13 protein-coding genes are annotated in these 16,456 nt (G+C 65.2%); 3 read left to right on the top strand and 10 right to left on the bottom strand.

Annotation, left to right across the window (positions count from 1 at the left end):
- Position 1: 1 nt before the first annotated feature.
- The 9 genes from I6F31_RS17785 to I6F31_RS17745 form a co-directional block, all read right to left on the bottom strand.
- A complete protein-coding gene (locus I6F31_RS17785; protein WP_225185848.1) occupies positions 2 to 391 on the bottom strand; it encodes a hypothetical protein in 390 nt (129 codons plus the stop codon).
- A gap of 163 nt (positions 392 to 554) precedes the next feature.
- On the bottom strand, positions 555 to 1,010 hold the full coding sequence (locus tag I6F31_RS17780; RefSeq protein ID WP_036001344.1) for a MarR family transcriptional regulator: 456 nt from the start codon (positions 1,008 to 1,010) through the stop codon (positions 555 to 557).
- A gap of 24 nt (positions 1,011 to 1,034) precedes the next feature.
- Positions 1,035 to 1,739: an ABC transporter ATP-binding protein gene (locus I6F31_RS17775; RefSeq protein ID WP_225185847.1), complete on the bottom strand. Its 705-nt coding sequence runs from the start codon at positions 1,737 to 1,739 to the stop codon at positions 1,035 to 1,037.
- Entirely contained in the window at positions 1,736 to 2,527 is a 792-nt protein-coding gene (locus tag I6F31_RS17770; protein WP_109144118.1) for an ABC transporter ATP-binding protein, read from the bottom strand. Before I6F31_RS17770 ends, I6F31_RS17775 begins: the two co-directional genes overlap by 4 nt.
- Positions 2,524 to 4,413, bottom strand: coding sequence for an ABC transporter permease (locus tag I6F31_RS17765; protein WP_057028848.1), 1,890 nt, complete (start codon positions 4,411 to 4,413; stop codon positions 2,524 to 2,526). The genes I6F31_RS17770 and I6F31_RS17765 overlap by 4 nt, the downstream gene beginning before the upstream one ends.
- Positions 4,414 to 4,577: 164 nt before the next feature.
- Positions 4,578 to 5,780 carry an ABC transporter substrate-binding protein gene (locus I6F31_RS17760; protein WP_036001355.1) on the bottom strand — a complete coding sequence of 401 codons (1,203 nt, stop codon included), beginning with the start codon at positions 5,778 to 5,780 and terminating at the stop codon, positions 4,578 to 4,580.
- 36 nt (positions 5,781 to 5,816) lie between these two features.
- A complete protein-coding gene (locus I6F31_RS17755) occupies positions 5,817 to 6,401 on the bottom strand; it encodes an amino acid synthesis family protein (protein ID WP_025035619.1) in 585 nt (194 codons plus the stop codon).
- Positions 6,402 to 6,416: 15 nt separating this feature from the next.
- Positions 6,417 to 7,313: a UPF0280 family protein gene (locus tag I6F31_RS17750; RefSeq protein ID WP_225185846.1), complete on the bottom strand. Its 897-nt coding sequence runs from the start codon at positions 7,311 to 7,313 to the stop codon at positions 6,417 to 6,419.
- A complete protein-coding gene (locus I6F31_RS17745) occupies positions 7,310 to 8,767 on the bottom strand; it encodes a hypothetical protein (RefSeq protein ID WP_057029297.1) in 1,458 nt (485 codons plus the stop codon). The genes I6F31_RS17750 and I6F31_RS17745 overlap by 4 nt, the downstream gene beginning before the upstream one ends.
- Positions 8,768 to 9,032: 265 nt before the next feature.
- Between I6F31_RS17745 and I6F31_RS17740 the strand changes: the two genes are divergently transcribed.
- Complete coding sequence (locus tag I6F31_RS17740; protein WP_225185845.1) at positions 9,033 to 9,515, top strand: (2Fe-2S)-binding protein; 483 nt, start codon at positions 9,033 to 9,035, stop codon at positions 9,513 to 9,515.
- Positions 9,515 to 13,039: a molybdopterin cofactor-binding domain-containing protein gene (locus tag I6F31_RS17735; RefSeq protein WP_225185844.1), complete on the top strand. Its 3,525-nt coding sequence runs from the start codon at positions 9,515 to 9,517 to the stop codon at positions 13,037 to 13,039. Before I6F31_RS17740 ends, I6F31_RS17735 begins: the two co-directional genes overlap by 1 nt.
- Positions 13,040 to 13,155: 116 nt before the next feature.
- Here the strand turns inward: I6F31_RS17735 and I6F31_RS17730 are convergent, their stop codons facing one another.
- On the bottom strand, positions 13,156 to 14,121 hold the full coding sequence (locus tag I6F31_RS17730; RefSeq protein ID WP_036001365.1) for a catechol 2,3-dioxygenase: 966 nt from the start codon (positions 14,119 to 14,121) through the stop codon (positions 13,156 to 13,158).
- 368 nt (positions 14,122 to 14,489) lie between these two features.
- On the opposite strand from I6F31_RS17730, the gene I6F31_RS17725 reads away from it, so the two are divergent.
- Positions 14,490 to 16,229, top strand: a complete 1,740-nt coding sequence (locus tag I6F31_RS17725) for a DUF87 domain-containing protein (protein ID WP_225185843.1) — start codon at positions 14,490 to 14,492, stop codon at positions 16,227 to 16,229.
- Positions 16,230 to 16,456: the final 227 nt, after the last annotated feature.

Below are 16,456 nucleotides of genomic sequence, written 5' to 3'. Positions count from 1 at the left end.
ATCAGCGCTTCTTCGCAATCTCACAGCGCACATAGGTCTGGCGCTTGGCCCGCCCAACCGGACCGTTGTCCATCACCAGCCTGCCATCCGCAGCGACAGAGACGCGAGGATTGGAGTGAAATTTTTCGCCCTCGCCTTCGCAGGCCAGCTTCATTTTCCAGCCGAGCCTTCCGTCGGCCGTGATCTGGCTGGCGCGGCACCGCGTCTCATACCAGTACAGGCGATTGCCGCCCTCGATGCTCATGCGGTTGGGACTGTCGTCGTCGCGACAGTCCTTTTTGGTCGAGGCCCAGAAGCCTTCGTAAGGCTGCGCCGCCAAGGCGGGAGCGCTTTCGCCGGCGAGCACGGCACCAAGACTCAAGACAACCGCAAAGCGCGTCGCAACTCTCATGACCAAAAACCTCGATAAACCCTTCATCAAGGTTAGTCGCCAGTTCCGGCACCTTGTTCAACTGCCGTAGGGTGGTCAAACGGCGCGAAGTGCCGTGCCCACGATTTTTGCGACTCGAGAAAGGATGGCGGGCACGCTTCGCTTTGCCCGCCCTACGAAACCTTCACCTGAGCTTGTTCAGCAGCATCATCAGCGTCTCGCGCTCTTTCGCCTCGAGCGGCGCCAGCGTCTCGCGGGTGATCGCCAGCGCGTTCGGCGCCAGCTTTTCGGCAAGCTGCTGTCCGGCGCGGGTCAGGCTCACCAGCAGGCGGCGGCCGTCCTCGGGATCCTGGCTCGTCTCGGTGAGGCCGCGCGCGGTGAGACGATCGATCACGCCCTTGATGGTCGCGACGTCCATCGCCGTCAGGCGCCCGAGCTGGTTCTGCGAGCACGGCCCGGTCTCGGCCAGTTTCGACAGCGCCGCCCATTGCGTCGGCGTCAGATTGGTGCCGATGTCGCGGGCGAAGATCGAGCTGTGGCGCTGCCAGACCTGGCGCAGGATGAAGCCGACCTGTTCGTCGAGCACGTAAGGCGGTTTCGCCGGTTTGACACTTTTCTTTGCCGCAACGCTTCTCGCCATCCGTTCGCAGCCCTTCCCCTTGCCTCACAACGACAGATGCGCGTCGCGGATATCCGGGCGCGCGTCGAGCTCGGCCATGGTGCCGCCGAAGCAGATGCGGCCGCGCTCGATGATGTAGGCGCGATCCGAAATCAGCCGCGCGAAATGCAGATTTTGCTCGGAGACGACGATGCTGACGCCTTCCTTCTTCATGGTCAGGATGGCGTCGACCATCTGCTCCACGATCTTCGGCGACAGGCCCTCCGACGGCTCGTCCAGCAGCACCAGCGAGGGATTGCCCATCAGCGTGCGCGCGATGGTGAGCATCTGCTGCTCGCCGCCGCTCATGCGTCCGCCCGGGCGGTTCTTCATCTCGCCGAGGTTAGGAAACAGCGCGAACAGCTTTTCGCGCGTCCAGTGCGGCGCGTTCGGACGCTTCGGCTGGCGGCCGACTTCGAGGTTTTCCTCGACGGTCAGGTCCGTGAAGATGCGACGCTCCTCCGGCACGTAGCCGAGGCCATCGCGCACGATCTCGTGTGTCGGCTTCGACGAGACGTCCTTGCCCTCGAACGTGATGCGGCCGGAGCGCTGCGCGACGAGGCCGACGATCGACCGGAACGTCGTCGACTTGCCGGCGCCGTTGCGTCCCAGCAGTGCCACCACCTCGCCCTCGCCGACCTCGAAGTCGATGTCGAAGAGGATATGCGCCGGACCATAATGGCTGTTGAGGTCCTGCACCGTGAGCTTCATGTGGAGGCTCCCTCGCGGTGGCGGGAATCGTAGACCAGGCCCTCGCCGAGATAGACCGCCTGCACCTGGGGATTGCCGCGCACTTCCGCCGGCGAGCCCTCCGCGATCAACGTCCCGCGGTTGAGCACGAGGATGCGATCGGCATGCTCGAACACCACGTCCATGTCGTGCTCGGTGAAGAGCACGCCGATGGATTTTTCCCGGGCTATGCGCGCGGTCAGCCGCATCAATTCGACGCGCTCGCGCGGTGCCATTCCGGCCGTCGGCTCGTCCATCAGCAGCAGTTTGGGCTGGTTGGCGAGCGCAACCGCAAGCTCGAGCCGCTTGAGATCGCCATAGGCAAGCTCGCCGCAGGGCCGGTCCGCATAGCCGCCCATGCCGACCAGCTCGAGCAGGCGGCCGGCCTCGTCGCGATCGAACTTCGGCGCCGAGCCGAACAGATTGAACAGCTGCTTGCCGTGCGAGATCAGCGCGACCTGCACGTTCTCGCGCACGGTCATGGTGGCGAAGGTCGCGGTGATCTGGAATGTGCGGCCGACGCCGAGCCGCCAGACCTCACGCGGCTTCCGGCCGGTGATCTCTTCGCCGAGCAGGCGGACGTGGCCGCTATCAGGCATGTTCTGGCCGTTGAGCATGTCGAAGCAGGTGCTCTTTCCCGCGCCGTTCGGCCCGATCAGCGCCAGGATCTCGCCGGCCCGCAGCGAGAACGAGACGCCTCGCACGGCATGGATGCCGCCATAGGATTTGGTCAGGCCTTCGACCGCGAGAAGTGGAGGTGCGACGCTCATTCGGCAGACTCAATCGGCTTGGCGAGCAAAGGTGATCCCGGCGGCGATGCTTTCTTGCGGCGCTGCGCCAGCATCTCCAGCGTGCCGACGATGCCCTTGGGGAAGACGACGACGATCAGCATGATGAAGCCGCCGAGCACGAGCTTCGACAGATCGGTCTGGCTCACCAGCCAGATGTTCAAAGCCTTGTAGACGATGGCGCCGATCACCGCGCCCGAGACCGTCTCCACGCCGCCGAGCAGCACCATGACGAGCGCGTCGACCGACAGCGAAATGCCGAGATTGTCGGGGAACACGCTACCCTTGAGGTAGGCGAACAAGGCGCCGCCGATGCCGGCGGTCGTGCCGGCGATCACGAAGGCGGTCCACTGGATGCGCTTGGCATCGATGCCGATGGCTTCGCTGCGCAGAACCGAGTCGCGCGTGGCACGAAGCGCGTAGCCGAACGGCGAGAACACCATGGCCCGCAGCGCGACGGTCACCAGCGCCGCGACGCCGAGCGAAAGCCAGTAGAAGCGCGACGGGCTTGCCGCCCAGCTCGACGGCCAGAGGCCGAGAATGCCGTTGTCGCCGCCGGTCACGTCCACCCACTGGAACGCGATCGACCAGACGATCTGCGCGAAGGCAAGCGTCAGCATCGCGAAATAGACACCGGAGAGCTGCACCGCGAAGAAGCCGAACACGGCCGCGCCCATGCAGCCGAGCAGCGGCCCGAGCAGCAGGCAGACGATCATCGGCAGTCCCGCCATCTTGGCGAGGAAGGCGATGCCATAGGCGCCCAGGCCAAAATAGGCGGCGTGCCCGAACGATGCGAGGCCGCCGACCGACATCAGGAAGTGCAGGCTGACGGCGAAGATCACGAAGATCGCGATCTCCGAGCCCACGGTCAGCAGATAGTTGCCGGCGAACAGCGGCAGCATCGCTGCGACGATCAGCGCCGCAAGCGCCATCAGCCGCTCGTTCGACGTCAGCGGCCGCCAGGGATTGACGGTGAGACCCGGCGTCTTGCGCGCGGCCGCCTCCGGCTTGCCGAACAGGCCCCAGGGGCGAACGATCAGCACCACCGCCATGACCAGGAAGACGAGAATGATCGAGATCTTCGGGAAGATCAGGATGCCGAAGGCATTCAGCTCGGAGACCAGCACCGCCGCGACGAAGGCGCCGACGATGCTGCCGAGGCCGCCGATCACGACCACGACGAAGACCTCGACGATGATCCGCAGGTCCATGGCGTGGTGCACGGCATCGCGCGGGATCTGAAGCGCGCCGCCGAGCGCTGCGAGGAAGACACCGACGGCGAACACGCTCGTGAACAGCCACTTTTGGTTGACGCCGAGCGCAGCCACCATGTCGCGGTCCTGCGTCGCCGCGCGCACCAGCACGCCCCAGCGCGTGCGCTGGAACAGCAGCCAGAGAATGCCGAGCACGACCGGTCCGAGCACGATCAGGAACAGATCGTAGCTCGGAATGTTCTGGCCGAAAAAGTCGATCGCGCCCCTGAAGCCCGGTGCGCGGCGGCCGACGAGATCGTCGGGCCCCCAGATCAGCACGACGAGATCCTCGACCATCAAGGTCAGGCCGAAGGTCGCGAGCAGCTGAAACAGCTCGGGCGCATGATAGATGCGCCGGAGCAGCACCATCTCGACGATGACGCCGATCAGCGCCACCGCGAACGCGGCCAGCACGATGCCGCCCCAGAAGCCGAACGCGCCGGACAAGCGCTCGGTCAGCGTGAAGGCGATGTAGGCGCCGATCATGTAGAAGGCGCCATGCGCGAAATTCACGATCCGGGTCACGCCGAAGATGATCGACAGGCCCGAGGCCACCAGAAACAGCGACGCTGCGCTGGCGAGACCGGTCAGAAACTGTACGACGTAAAAGGCCATCGGCGGTCCGGGTTGGGTTTGAAGTCACCTCTCCCCGCTCTTGCGGGGAGAGGTCGAATTGCGGAGCAATTCGGGTGAGGGGCTCTCTCCACCAGCGCGGGGCGTGGAGAGAGCCCCTCACCCCAACCCTCTCCCCGCGAAGAGCGGGGCGAGGGAGAAAGAACTCAATCCTTCGGGCGCAGCTTGGCGACTTCGGCGTCGCTCGGCAGATAGTCCGCGCCCTTCTTGTAAGACGAGTCCACCATCACGCCCTTGCCGTCCTTCAGCGCGGTCTTGCCGACGAAGGCCCCGAGCGTCGACTGGTGGTCGATCTTGCGGAAGGTGATCTCGCCGAACGGCGATGGCATCGTCAGCCCCTCCGCCGCGGCAATCAGCTTCTCCGGATCGGTCGAGCCTGCCTTCGTCAGGATCGCGGCGGCCGACTTGATGGTCTGGTAGCCGACGATCGAGCCGAGACGCGGATAATCGTTGTACTTGGCCTGGTACGCCTTGAGGAACGCGTCATGCTCGGGCGTCTTGATCGAGTACCAGGGATAGCCGGTGACGATCCAGCCCTCCGGCGTCTCGTCCTTGAGCGGGTCGAGATATTCGGGCTCGCCGGTGAGGAAGGAGACGACCTCGCGCCCCTTGAACAGGCCGCGGGTGTTGCCTTCGCGCACGAGCTTGACGAGATCCGCGCCGAACGTGACGTTGAGGATCGCTTCCGGGTTGGCGGCGGCAACCGCCTGCACCACCGGGCCGGCGTCGATCTTGCCCTGCGGCGGCCATTGCTCGTCGACCCACTGGATGTCGGGCCGCTTCTCCGACATCAGCTTCTTGAACACCGCGACCGCCGACTGGCCGTATTCGTAGTTCGGCGCGATCGTGGCCCAGCGCTTGGCGGGCAGCTTGCTGGCGGCTTCCACCAGCATCGCCGCCTGCATGTAGTTGGAGGGACGCAGGCGGAACGTGTATTTGTTGCCCTTGGACCAGGTGATGGCGTCCGTGAGCGGCTCGGCGGCCAGGAAGAACACCTTCTTCTGGTTGGCGAAGTCAGAGACCGCAAGACCGATGTTCGAGAGGAACGTGCCGGCGAGCATCGCAACGCCCTCGCTCGAGACGAGCTCGTTGGCCGCGGTCTGCGCATCCGCCGGCTTGCCACCGTCGTCCTTGGAGATGACGACGAGCTTCTTGCCGTTGATGCCGCCGGCCGCGTTGACTTCCTCGACCGCAAGCTGCCAGCCCTTGCGATAGGGCTCGGTGAATGCCGGCAACAGCGAATAGCTGTTGATCTCGCCGATCTTGATGTCCTGCGCCAGGGCCGAATGGGCCATGCCGCCCGCCAGAAGCGCGAAGGCCGCGCCGACGATAGTATTTCTTGCTCGCATCCCAACCTCCAATTTGAACTCGCTTACGACTTCTATCTATCTCAGACCGTCTTCGCCCTTGATCTCCGCGACCGTGAGCCCGCCGACACGCGGCAGCGGACGGCCGCTGTCGGTGACGGCGACCGCGACCATGATCTCGTTGGCGCGCGGCGCATCGTTGATCTGTACCTCCATCCCGTCGAAATGGCTGCGGACGAAGGCTGCGTCCTTGTGCCCCAGCGGAATGTCCAGGGTCGTGCCGGGGCCGCTGCGCTTCTTCGAGGACGGGATCAGCGCCGCGCCCTTGCCCAGAACTTTACGCACCGGCGCGCCCATCTTGGGGTGGAGGATGGCGGCGGCGTGCTCCAGCTCGCCGTTCTCGCCGACGGCCGCGGCCTTGCCGTAGCTGTGCGCCTTGGCGCCATCGATGCCCAGCGCCGCCACGGCGCGCTTCGATAAGAGCTCGCCCAGCTCCTCGCCGATCGCGATCAGCGGCGAAAGATCCTCGACATATTTTCCGGCGAAAGGATTTTCGATCACGGCGATCGCGGCGGCACGCCGGGTCGGCGGCGACACCTGGCGTCCCATCTCCATCTGCGTCTCTTCGACGACGGTGACGATCTTGCGGATGATCGCGCTCATGTTTCGCTTCCCTGTTCAGGCATGGACCGCGTTCTCCAGCACACGCGGGCGCGATCGTTGCTCTTCTATATCCTTTGTTCCGATGACAAGCATATCACCACGAAGCCGCAGCACGGCACCTTCGATCAGTCCGCGATCGAACAATTGCCGTGCACATTCCGCGCCAGATTCAAGCGCGGCGGCGATCTCATCGTGAGACAGCTCGCCGACACCGCGCGTCACGAGGCGCGCGCCCAGATCGCTGTCGGGCTGAAGCTCGTTCGCAGGCTGTCGGATGACGGCGGGATGCCCGGGCAGATCGACGGCATTGGCGATCACGGTCGCGGCCGCATCGGCCTGCGAAGCGGTTGCGGCCAGCACGGTCACGGCATCGGCGATCCCGAGCGAAAAGCTGCGGCCGTGCCGACCGCTGGTCGCGACGCCCCGCACCGGATCGTTCGCATCGATCCGCATCCTCCGCATCACGCCGTCGTGGTCGGGACGATCCATCAGGCCGACCAAAAAATGCTCGCCCACACCGAGATGCAGCGCGATGTCGCCCCCATTGTTGACGTAAATCCGATCGAGCGGTGCAGCGCGCAGCATCGCGGCCAGAATCTCCTCCGCGACGCTGCCGGCAACGGCCGCCATCGGCGTGATGAAGCAATCGGCGGCATAAGGCGCGACGGCAGCGTGCATGCGGCGGGCGACAACGCCCTTCAGCGAGGTCTTCTCCTCGACCGCCGTACGCAGCCCTGGCAATTCCGCGCAAAGCTCGTCGAGCAATCCAGTGAACCGCAGCGCCGCAGCCTCATAGGCGACCCGCACCGCATCCGTACGTCCCCTCGCCTCCACGATCAGATCGATCGGTCCATCCTGCAAATGCAGCCGCCGGCCATCAGACAGCAATGCGATTTGCGGGCGCCTGGTCATGTGCGAGGCCCCGGAATCGGGTTCTGCCAGGGCAATTGGCGGACATCGTCGCCGCTCTGCACCTCGGAGAGCGGCTTCACATAATCCATGTGGCCACCGAGCGCGGCATAGTCGGACAGCTTCATGGTGAATTCGATCGGCGCGACCAGGGCCGGTGTCGGCACATAGCCGAACGCGCCTGACGGCATCTGCGTCACGTCGACCATGTAGGTGATGCCGCCGCCGGGCCAGACATAGACCGGCGCGCCGCCGCTGGTGACGCGCGTCAGCGCATCCTTCACCGAGCGCGTCAGCCGCACCGGGTTGTCGGTGACGCCAGCGCGCAAGGAGCCGCCCGCGCCCGCCATGAACAACACCGTGCACAACGCGGGCTCGCAATTTTCCTGGATGCGCTCGACCGAGAACTTCAAGTCGTCAGGCATCTCGGTCTCGACCGGCTTCAAGGCCTGGTCGAGCACGTAATAGGACGAATGCTCTCCGGTGGTGGAGACCATCAGCATGGTCAGACCGGGCTTTGCTTCCTTGGCATCGAACGGGCCAAGGATCGACAGGGGATCTGAGATGTTGGTGCCGCCCCAGCCCGTGCCTGGATCGGCCACCTGGAAATAGCGGCCGGGCGTCGAGCGACGGCCCTTCATCTTGATGCCGGTGTCGGCGATGTCGAGCAGCTTGCCCGCTTGATGCTCGCTGAGCACGCCGGTGATGTGGTCATCGACCACGACGACTTCGTCCACCTTGCCGTGCCATTGCTTGGCGAACATGCCGATCGTCGCCGAGCCGCAGCCGACGCGCATGCGCTCTTCCTTCACGCCGTTGACGATCGGCGGCTGCCCGGCCTGCACCACCACGGTGGCGCCGCCATCGATGGTGAGCTCGACCGCCTTGCAATTGGCGAGGTCCATCAGCGTGTCGCAGGTGACGCGGCCCTCCTTCTTGGAGCCGCCGGTGAGATGATGCACGCCGCCTAGCGAGAGCATCTGCGAGCCGTATTCGCTGGTGGTGACATGGCCGACCGCCTCGCCCTGCGCGCGCACGGTCGCGGTCTCCGGGCCGAGATAGCGATCGGTGTCGATCTTCACCTTGATGCCGCAATAGGAGAAGATGCCCTCGGTGACGACCGTCACCATGTCGACGCCGTCGACCTCCGCAGAGACGATGAACGGCGCCGGCTTGTAGTCGGGATAGGTCGTGCCTGCCCCGATCGCCGTCACGAAAGTCGAGGGCTCGTGGACGATCTTGCCGTCCCAGTCCTCGGTGCGGCTGAACGGGACGAGCTTGCCGCCGTGAGAGACGGTGCGCTCCAGGATGACATGCGGATCGACGCGGACCAGCTTGCCGTCGTGATTGGCATAGCGATCGCAGGCCCCCGCCGCGCCGGGCTTGATGTAGCACATCACCGGACAAGCATCGCAGCGGATCTTGTCGATGACGGCGCTCGTCGTTTCTGTCACCATGTCGGAGCCGGCGGACACCGCTGTTATCATTCGTATACGAACGATGTTGCGCGCGCTGCCCCGGGGCTGTCAAGCGGCGGTGCAGCGCAAAAGATGCCACTGCCGCATAAAACCTCATTTGCCTATCCGCCCTGTCCACAAAGAAGGCAACCGCGCTGCAGTGCGGCATGCATGGCTTGCACGTTTGTGTACAAACGGTATCGTCGCAGCGCCGAATTTTCGCGATTGCATGATCTTGTATATCGTCTTGGGCTTGGGAACGAGGATGACGCAGACACCGATCCGCCTCACCGTGAACGGCAGGATCCACGAGGTCACGGCAGCGCCGGACACGCCGCTGCTTTATGTGCTGCGCAACGACCTCGCGCTGAACGGCCCGAAATACGGCTGCGGCCTCGGCGAATGCGGCACCTGTACTGTCCTGATCGACGGACTGGCGGCACGCTCCTGCGCGATTCCGGTGAGCGGCTGCGCCGGGCGCGACATCGTGACGCTCGAAGGCCTCGGCACAAGCGACAAGCCCGACGTCGTGCAGCAGGCCTTCATCGACGAGCAGGCCGCACAATGCGGCTATTGTCTCAACGGCATGATCATGACCACCAAGGCGTTGCTCGCGATCAACCCGCGGCCGACCGAACAGGAGGCCTTGGCGGCGCTGCGCTACAATCTCTGCCGTTGCGGGACGCATGTCGAGATCCTTCGCGCAGTGATGCGCGCATCGGGCCAGATCACCGAGGCCGCAGATTGATGGCGTCCTTTGTTACGAACGGAGCTGAGCGCACGGGTTCGCTCGTCGTCGCGCGCAGCGTGGACGAGGTCACGTCGGAGACCTTCGTCCGCATCACCGCGGACGGTTCGGTCACGGCCTATAACGGCCATGTCGATCTCGGCACCGGCATCCGCACTGCGCTGGGCCAGATCGTCGCCGAAGAGCTCGACGTCTCCTTTGCGCGCGTCGTCGTCGTGCTCGGCGACACGGCATTGGTGCCGAACCAGGGCGCGACGATCGCGAGCGAAACCATCCAGATCACGGCCGTGCCGCTGCGGAAGGCCGCGGCGCAAGCGCGGCACTTTCTGATCGCGCGCGCCGCGGAACGCCTGGATTTGCCCGAAGCCGAGCTCAAGATCGAGGACGGACTCGTTCGCGGCCACGACAACCGCAGCATCAGCTATGGCGAGCTCATCGGCGACGAGGCGATCCGCCTCGAGCTGGCCGATGACGTCGAGCTCAAGCCGGTCGGCGATTACGCCATCGTCGGCCAGTCGGTGCCGCGCGTCGATCTACCTGCTAAAGCCACGGGCGAGCTGACTTTCGTGCACGACGTCCGAGTATCAGGAATGGTGCATGGCCGCGTGGTGCGGCCGCCCTATGCTGGCGTCGATGCCGGACCGTTCGTCGGCACCAGCCTCATTGCGGTCGACGAATCCTCCGTGCGCGACATTCCCGGCCTTGTCGCCGTCGTGCGGATCGGCGATTTCGTCGGCGTCGTCGCCGAGCGCGAGGAGAATGCGATCCGTGCGGCAGAGCAGCTCAAGGTGAGCTGGAAGCCGACGCCGACGCTGACCGATCTTGGCGATGTCGAGACCGCCCTGCGTGCCAATCCATCGACGCCGCGCACGCTGATCGACAAGGGCGAGGTCGAAAAGGCGATATCGGGCGCGGCCAAGCCGATGCAGCGCACTTACGTCTGGCCGTATCAGATGCACGCCTCGATCGGCCCTTCCTGCGCCGTCGCCGACTTCCAGGACGGCAACATCCGCGTCTGGTCGGGCACGCAGAACCCGCACGTGCTGCGCGGCGACCTGGCGCTGCTGATCGAGCGCCCCGAGAGCGAGATCGAGGTGATCCGGCTGGAGGCCGCCGGCTGCTACGGTCGCAACTGCGCCGACGACGTCTCCGCCGATGCGCTCCTGCTGTCGCGCGCCGTCGGCCGTCCCGTCCGCGTGCAATTGACGCGCGAGCAGGAGCACGCCTGGGAGCCCAAGGGCACCGCGCAGCTCATCGACGTCAATGGCGGCCTCGACGCTGACGGCAGCATCGCCGCTTACGATCTCGCCACGCGCTACCCCTCGAACGCCGCTCCGACGCTGGCGCTGCTGCTGACCGGTCGCATCTCCCCCGAGCCCACCGTGCTCCAGATGGGCGACCGCACCGCGATCCCTCCTTACGATTACGAGCACATGCGCGTCGTCGCCCACGACACGCCGCCGATCGTGCGGGCCTCCTGGTTCCGCGGCGTCTCGGCATTGCCGAACACCTTTGCGCATGAATCCTATATCGACGAGGCTGCAACCGAAGCCGGCGTCGATCCGATCGAATATCGTCTGCGCTACCTGAAGGATCAGCGCGCTGTCGATCTCGTCAATGCTGTGGCCGAGCGCGCGGGCTGGACGCCCCGCCCCGTTCGCGAGGAGAAGGACGGCGACGTCGTGCACGGCCGCGGCTTTGCCTACGCGCTCTACGTCCACAGCAAGTTTCCGGGCTATGGCGCGGCGTGGTCGGCCTGGGTTGCCGACGTCGCGGTGAACAAGACGACCGGCGACGTCAGCGTGACGCGCGTCGTCGCGGGGCAGGATTCCGGGTTGATGATCAACCCGGACGGCGTGCGCCACCAGATCCAGGGCAACGTCATCCAATCCACCAGCCGCGCGCTGATGGAAGAGGTGTCGTTCGAGCGCGGCACGGTGGCCGCGCGCGAATGGGGCGCCTATCCCATCATCCCCTTCCCCGACGTACCCAAGATCGACGTCTTGATGCTGCCGCGGCAGGACCAGCCGCCGCTCGGCGTCGGCGAGTCTGCTTCGGTGCCGAGCGCAGCGGCGATCGCGAACGCCATCTTCGATGCCACCGGCGTGCGCTTCCGCGCGCCGCCGTTCACGCCTGAGCGAATCCTCAAGGGTCTGCGCGGCGATGCGGCGGTGACGCCGCAGGCTCTGCCCGCACCGGCGGCATCGCGGCCCTCCCGGGTCTGGGCGAATCCGTTCGCCAGGCGCGCCGGTATCGCTGCAGCGATCGCAGCCGTCTGCACCGCTGCCATCGGCATCGGTGCGGCGCTCCTTCCAGGTCGCGCGATTGCGCCGATCGCACGGCCCGACGCGTCGGTCTATTCCGCGGCGACCATCGCCCGCGGCGAGCAGCTTGCAGCGCTTGGCAATTGCGCGGAGTGCCATACCAGCATTGGCGACGCGCTCAACGCCGGCGGCCGCGCATTGGAGACGCCATTCGGCACGATCTATTCGACCAACATCACGCCCGACGTCGAGACCGGTATCGGTGCCTGGTCCTATCCGGCCTTCGAGCGCGCCATGCGCGATGGCTTGCATCGCGACGGACGGCAGCTCTATCCCGCTTTTCCCTACACGCATTTTGCAAAGACCAGCGACGCCGATCTGCAGGCGCTCTATGCGTATCTGATGGCGCAGCCTTCAGTGCGTGCGACGGCACCGCCGAACGAACTCGCCTTCCCTTACAATCTCCGCTCGTTGCTCGCGGGCTGGAATGCGCTGTTCCACGACACGAAGGAGTTCAAGCCTGATCCCGCCAAGTCCGATCAATGGAATCGCGGCGCCTATCTGGTCGAAGGTCTCGGCCATTGCAGCGGCTGTCATTCGCCGCGCAACGCGCTCGGCGCCGAGCAACGCAACGCTTATCTCGCCGGCGGCTTTGCCGAGGGCTGGGAAGCGCCGGCGCTGACCTCGCTCTCGCACGCGCCGATTCCGTGGAGCGAGGAGGAGCTCTACGCCTATTTGCGCACCGGCCATTCGCGTTACCACGGTGTCGCGGCCGGCCCGATGGCGCCTGTCGTCAGGGATCTCAAAGCCCTGCCCGACCAGGACATCCGCGCGATGGCGGTCTATCTGAACTCCTTCAACGACACGGCCGATACACCAGCGCCGGATGCGCTCGCCGCCAAGCTCGAGAGCGCAACGCAAGTGACCGTCGCCTCCTCCGCGGGCGCCCGCCTCTATCAAGGCGCCTGCGCCGTGTGCCACGAGGTCGGCGGCCTGCCGCTGTTCGGCACGCGGCCCTCGCTCGCGCTCAACAGCAACGTTCACAGCACGAAGGCGGATAATCTCGTGCAGGTGATCCTGCACGGCATTGCAGACCCAGTCTCCAGCGATCTCGGCTACATGCCCGCGTTCAGGAATAGCATGAGCGATGCACAGGTCGAGGAGCTCGTGACGTTTTTGCGCAAGCAGTTCGCGCCGGACAAGCCGGCCTGGACCGGCGTGCGCGAGACGATCTCGCGGGTGCGAAGTTCGACCCACTAACGTCATTCCGGGGCCCGAGCATAGCGAGGGAGCCCGGAATCCATAACCACCAGCCGGGGTTATGGATTCCGGGCTCGCCGCTTCGCATCGCCCCGGAATGACACTGCGTGAATACGCTAGTCGTGCTTCACCTCCACCGGCGGCGTGCCGTGGGTGTGGAAGGACTCGATCGTCTTCAAACCCCACGCCTGGCCCTTCTTGCGCTCCTCCTCGGTCCACACGATCGGCTTCCAGTCGGGCGCGAGAATGAGACGCGCGCCGGCATTGGCGACTTCGACGCGGTTGCCGCCGGGCTCATAGACATAGAGGAAGAAGGTCTGCTGGATCGCGTGCTTGTGCGGCCCGGTCTCGATGTGCACGCCGTTCTCTAGAAAAATGTCGGCGGCGCGCAGAATCTCCTCACGGCTGTCGAGCGCGTAGGTAACGTGATGGAAGCGGCCCGGCACGCCCGAGTGATCGAGCGAATAGGCGAAGTCGTAGCTCTTGTTCGACATCGTCAGCCACATCGCGGCCTCACGGCCGTCGTTGAGTACGATCTGCTCGGTGAGGCGGCAGCCGAGGTAATTCTCGAAGAACTCGCGGTTGGCCTTGATGTCGACGGCGAGGCAATTGAGATGATCGAGCCGGCGGACGTTGACGCCACGCGCCGGAAAGCGCTGCGCCTGGTTCTTTAGTGCGGGCTTGAGCTCCGGCGGCGCCTGATACCATTCGGTCTCGTAATAGAGCTCGACGATGTGGCCATCGGGGTCGCGGCAGCGGAAGGTCGGCCCCTGCCCCATGTCGCCGTCGATCCAGCCGATGTCGAAGCCGGATCCCTTCAGCGCGGCGACGCGCCGCTCCAGCGCCTGCTGGCTGCGCGCACGGAGCGCCATGTGGCCCATGCCCGAGGTCTTCGACGCCGTGAGCTTGAGCGAATAGCGCTCGTAATCGTCCCAGCCGCGCAAGTAGACCGACTCGCCCTTCTGTCCGCTGACGGTCATGCCCATGACATCGACGAAGAACTTCAGGCTCTCGTCGGGCTTCGGCGTCAGCAGCTCCATGTGGCCGAGGTGGGCAAGGTCGAGGATCGGTTCGGGCTGCATGTTTTCCTCCTGGAGCAGCGCCGGGCTTTCTGCGCGGCACCTCATTTGTACTAATGTACAAATCATTAGGTCCAGTCAACAAAGCAACCGATGTCCCTGCTGCGATCAGCGCCTGACCGCCATCCTCCGGACGAAGCGGGCAGCCTGCCCGAATGGTAAACTCTTCCTTAAGGACCCATCTCACCTGAAGGGCCCGGAATGCAGCATTTTCCGGGTGATTTTGCCCTTAAGCCGGCGTTGGAGACAGGGCTCCGGACCGAATTACCGCGGATTTAACGGAGCCGGCGCGTCCGGCGTTTAACCGTTTGTGCAGCGACGGCCGCGCATAGTCCGGGCAACTCCCCTTGCTCTTGCCAGGTTCATTCATCGTGACATCCTTTGGACGCGTGATTTCGGTTCGCGGATCGCTCGCCCGGGTTGGGCTTCTGGCGGAAAGCCGGATGCCGATCTCGGAGGTGCGGGCCACCGTCGGCCGGTTCGTCAGCATTCGCTGCGCCAGCTCGGTCATCGTTGCGATGATCACGGAGGTCTCCTGCGAAAATCTGTCGGGCTCGGACAATTACATTGCCATCGCCTCGGTCGACCTGCTCGGCGAGATCCTCAATGCCGCGGACAAGGCCAAGTTTCAGCGCGGCGTCACCAACTATCCGACCATCGGCGATGCAGTCGACCTGATCACGAGCCAGGAGCTGCGCACGATCTACGCGCCGACCGGCTCGGACCAGATCAATGTCGGCTTCCTGCAGCAGGACCGCTCGGTCATCGCCTATGTCGACGTCGAGGAAATGCTGTCCAAGCATTTTGCCGTGCTGGGATCGACCGGCGTCGGTAAATCGACCGGCGTCTCGCTGCTGCTCAACGAGATCCTGAAGGCGCGGCCGAACCTGCGCATCTTCCTGCTCGACGTGCACAATGAATATGGCCGCTGCTTCGGCGACCGCGCGCTGGTGCTCAACCCGCGGAACCTGAAGCTGCCGTTCTGGCTGTTCAACTTCGAGGAAATCGTCGACGTGCTGTTCGGCGGCCGCGCCGGCGTGCCGGAAGAGCTCGACATCCTCGCCGAGGTGATCCCGCTCGCCAAAGGCGTCTACACCCAGTACCAGAACGCCGACCGCATCGGCCTCAAGCGCATCGATCCCAAGCAGATCGGCTATACCGTCGATACGCCTGTGCCCTATCGCCTGGTCGACCTGTTGTCGCTGATCGACGAGCGGATGGGCAAGCTCGAGAACCGCTCCTCGCGCATCATCTATCACAAGCTGATCTCGCGCATCGAGGCCGTGCGCAACGACCCGCGCTACGCCTTCATGTTCGACAACGCCAATGTCGGCGGCGACACCATGGCCGAGGTGATCAGCCATCTGTTCCGCCTGCCCGCCAACGGCAAGCCGATGACGGTGATGCAGCTCGCCGGCTTCCCGGCCGAGGTGATCGATTCCGTCGTCTCCGTGCTCTGCCGCATGGCCTTCGATTTCGGCCTGTGGAGCGACGGCGTCTCGCCGCTGCTGTTCGTCTGCGAAGAGGCGCACCGCTACGCCTCCGCCGACCGCAACATCGGCTTCGGCCCGACCCGCAAGGCGGTATCGCGCATCGCCAAGGAAGGCCGCAAATACGGCGTCTATCTCGGCCTCATCACCCAGCGCCCCGCCGAGCTCGACGCCACCATCATCTCCCAGTGCAACACGCTGTTCACGATGCGCCTCGCCAACGACCGCGACCAGGCGCTGCTGCGCGCCGCCGTGTCGGACGCCGCCGCGAACCTGCTCTCCTTCGTGCCGTCGCTCGGCACCCGCGAGGTGCTGGCGTTCGGCGAAGGCGTGGCGCTGCCGACCCGCTTGCGCTTCAAGGAGGTGCCGCCGCACCAATTGCCGCGCGGCGAGGCCACCATCTCGAGCGTGCCCTCCGTCACCTCCGGCCACGACATGCATTTCGTCAGCGCCGTGCTCGAACGCTGGCGCGGCGCCACCTCGCAGCGCGACGTGCCGAACGACCCCGTGTTCTCGGCACCGCCCGCGAGGACGATGTCCAGCGTCGAAGCCCCGATGCTGCAGCCCTCGATGGGCCTCGATCCGGACCGCTTCTCGCTGCTGAAGAAGCCGCTGCGGTAAGGCTTCGCTCCATCCACATCGTCATTGCGAGCGCAGCGAAGCAATCCAGAGTCTTTCCGCCGGGGGGACTCTGGATTGCTTCGCTGCGCTCGCAATGACGGAGGATGGAACGTCGTTCTCACCTGACACCTTCGTCGCGGCCGCTTCGGACCGGCAGATTGAGCCCGCCCCACGCATCGACTATGGTTCCCGCCCCAAGCTGGAACCATGCCCATGACAAAGACCGC

This window comes from Bradyrhizobium sp. NBAIM01 (genome assembly GCF_020194115.1).
Taxonomy (GTDB): Bacteria; Pseudomonadota; Alphaproteobacteria; order Rhizobiales; family Xanthobacteraceae; genus Bradyrhizobium; species Bradyrhizobium yuanmingense.
This window is presented reverse-complemented; position numbering and strand designations above follow the sequence as displayed.

What these genes read in the sequence shown, in the direction of transcription:
- I6F31_RS17740 (WP_225185845.1), top strand. Translation starts at nt 9,033, where the DNA reads ATGACGCAGACACCGATCCGCCTCACCGTGAACGGCAGGATCCACGAG.
- I6F31_RS17770 (WP_109144118.1), bottom strand. Translation starts at nt 2,527, where the DNA reads ATGAGCGTCGCACCTCCACTTCTCGCGGTCGAAGGCCTGACCAAATCC.
- I6F31_RS17775 (WP_225185847.1), bottom strand. Translation starts at nt 1,739, where the DNA reads ATGAAGCTCACGGTGCAGGACCTCAACAGCCATTATGGTCCGGCGCAT.
- I6F31_RS17765 (WP_057028848.1), bottom strand. Translation starts at nt 4,413, where the DNA reads ATGGCCTTTTACGTCGTACAGTTTCTGACCGGTCTCGCCAGCGCAGCG.
- I6F31_RS17750 (WP_225185846.1), bottom strand. Translation starts at nt 7,313, where the DNA reads ATGACCAGGCGCCCGCAAATCGCATTGCTGTCTGATGGCCGGCGGCTG.
- I6F31_RS17760 (WP_036001355.1), bottom strand. Translation starts at nt 5,780, where the DNA reads ATGCGAGCAAGAAATACTATCGTCGGCGCGGCCTTCGCGCTTCTGGCG.
- I6F31_RS17735 (WP_225185844.1), top strand. Translation starts at nt 9,515, where the DNA reads ATGGCGTCCTTTGTTACGAACGGAGCTGAGCGCACGGGTTCGCTCGTC.
- I6F31_RS17780 (WP_036001344.1), bottom strand. Translation starts at nt 1,010, where the DNA reads ATGGCGAGAAGCGTTGCGGCAAAGAAAAGTGTCAAACCGGCGAAACCG.
- I6F31_RS17755 (WP_025035619.1), bottom strand. Translation starts at nt 6,401, where the DNA reads ATGAGCGCGATCATCCGCAAGATCGTCACCGTCGTCGAAGAGACGCAG.
- I6F31_RS17730 (WP_036001365.1), bottom strand. Translation starts at nt 14,121, where the DNA reads ATGCAGCCCGAACCGATCCTCGACCTTGCCCACCTCGGCCACATGGAG.
- I6F31_RS17785 (WP_225185848.1), bottom strand. Translation starts at nt 391, where the DNA reads ATGAGAGTTGCGACGCGCTTTGCGGTTGTCTTGAGTCTTGGTGCCGTG.
- I6F31_RS17745 (WP_057029297.1), bottom strand. Translation starts at nt 8,767, where the DNA reads ATGGTGACAGAAACGACGAGCGCCGTCATCGACAAGATCCGCTGCGAT.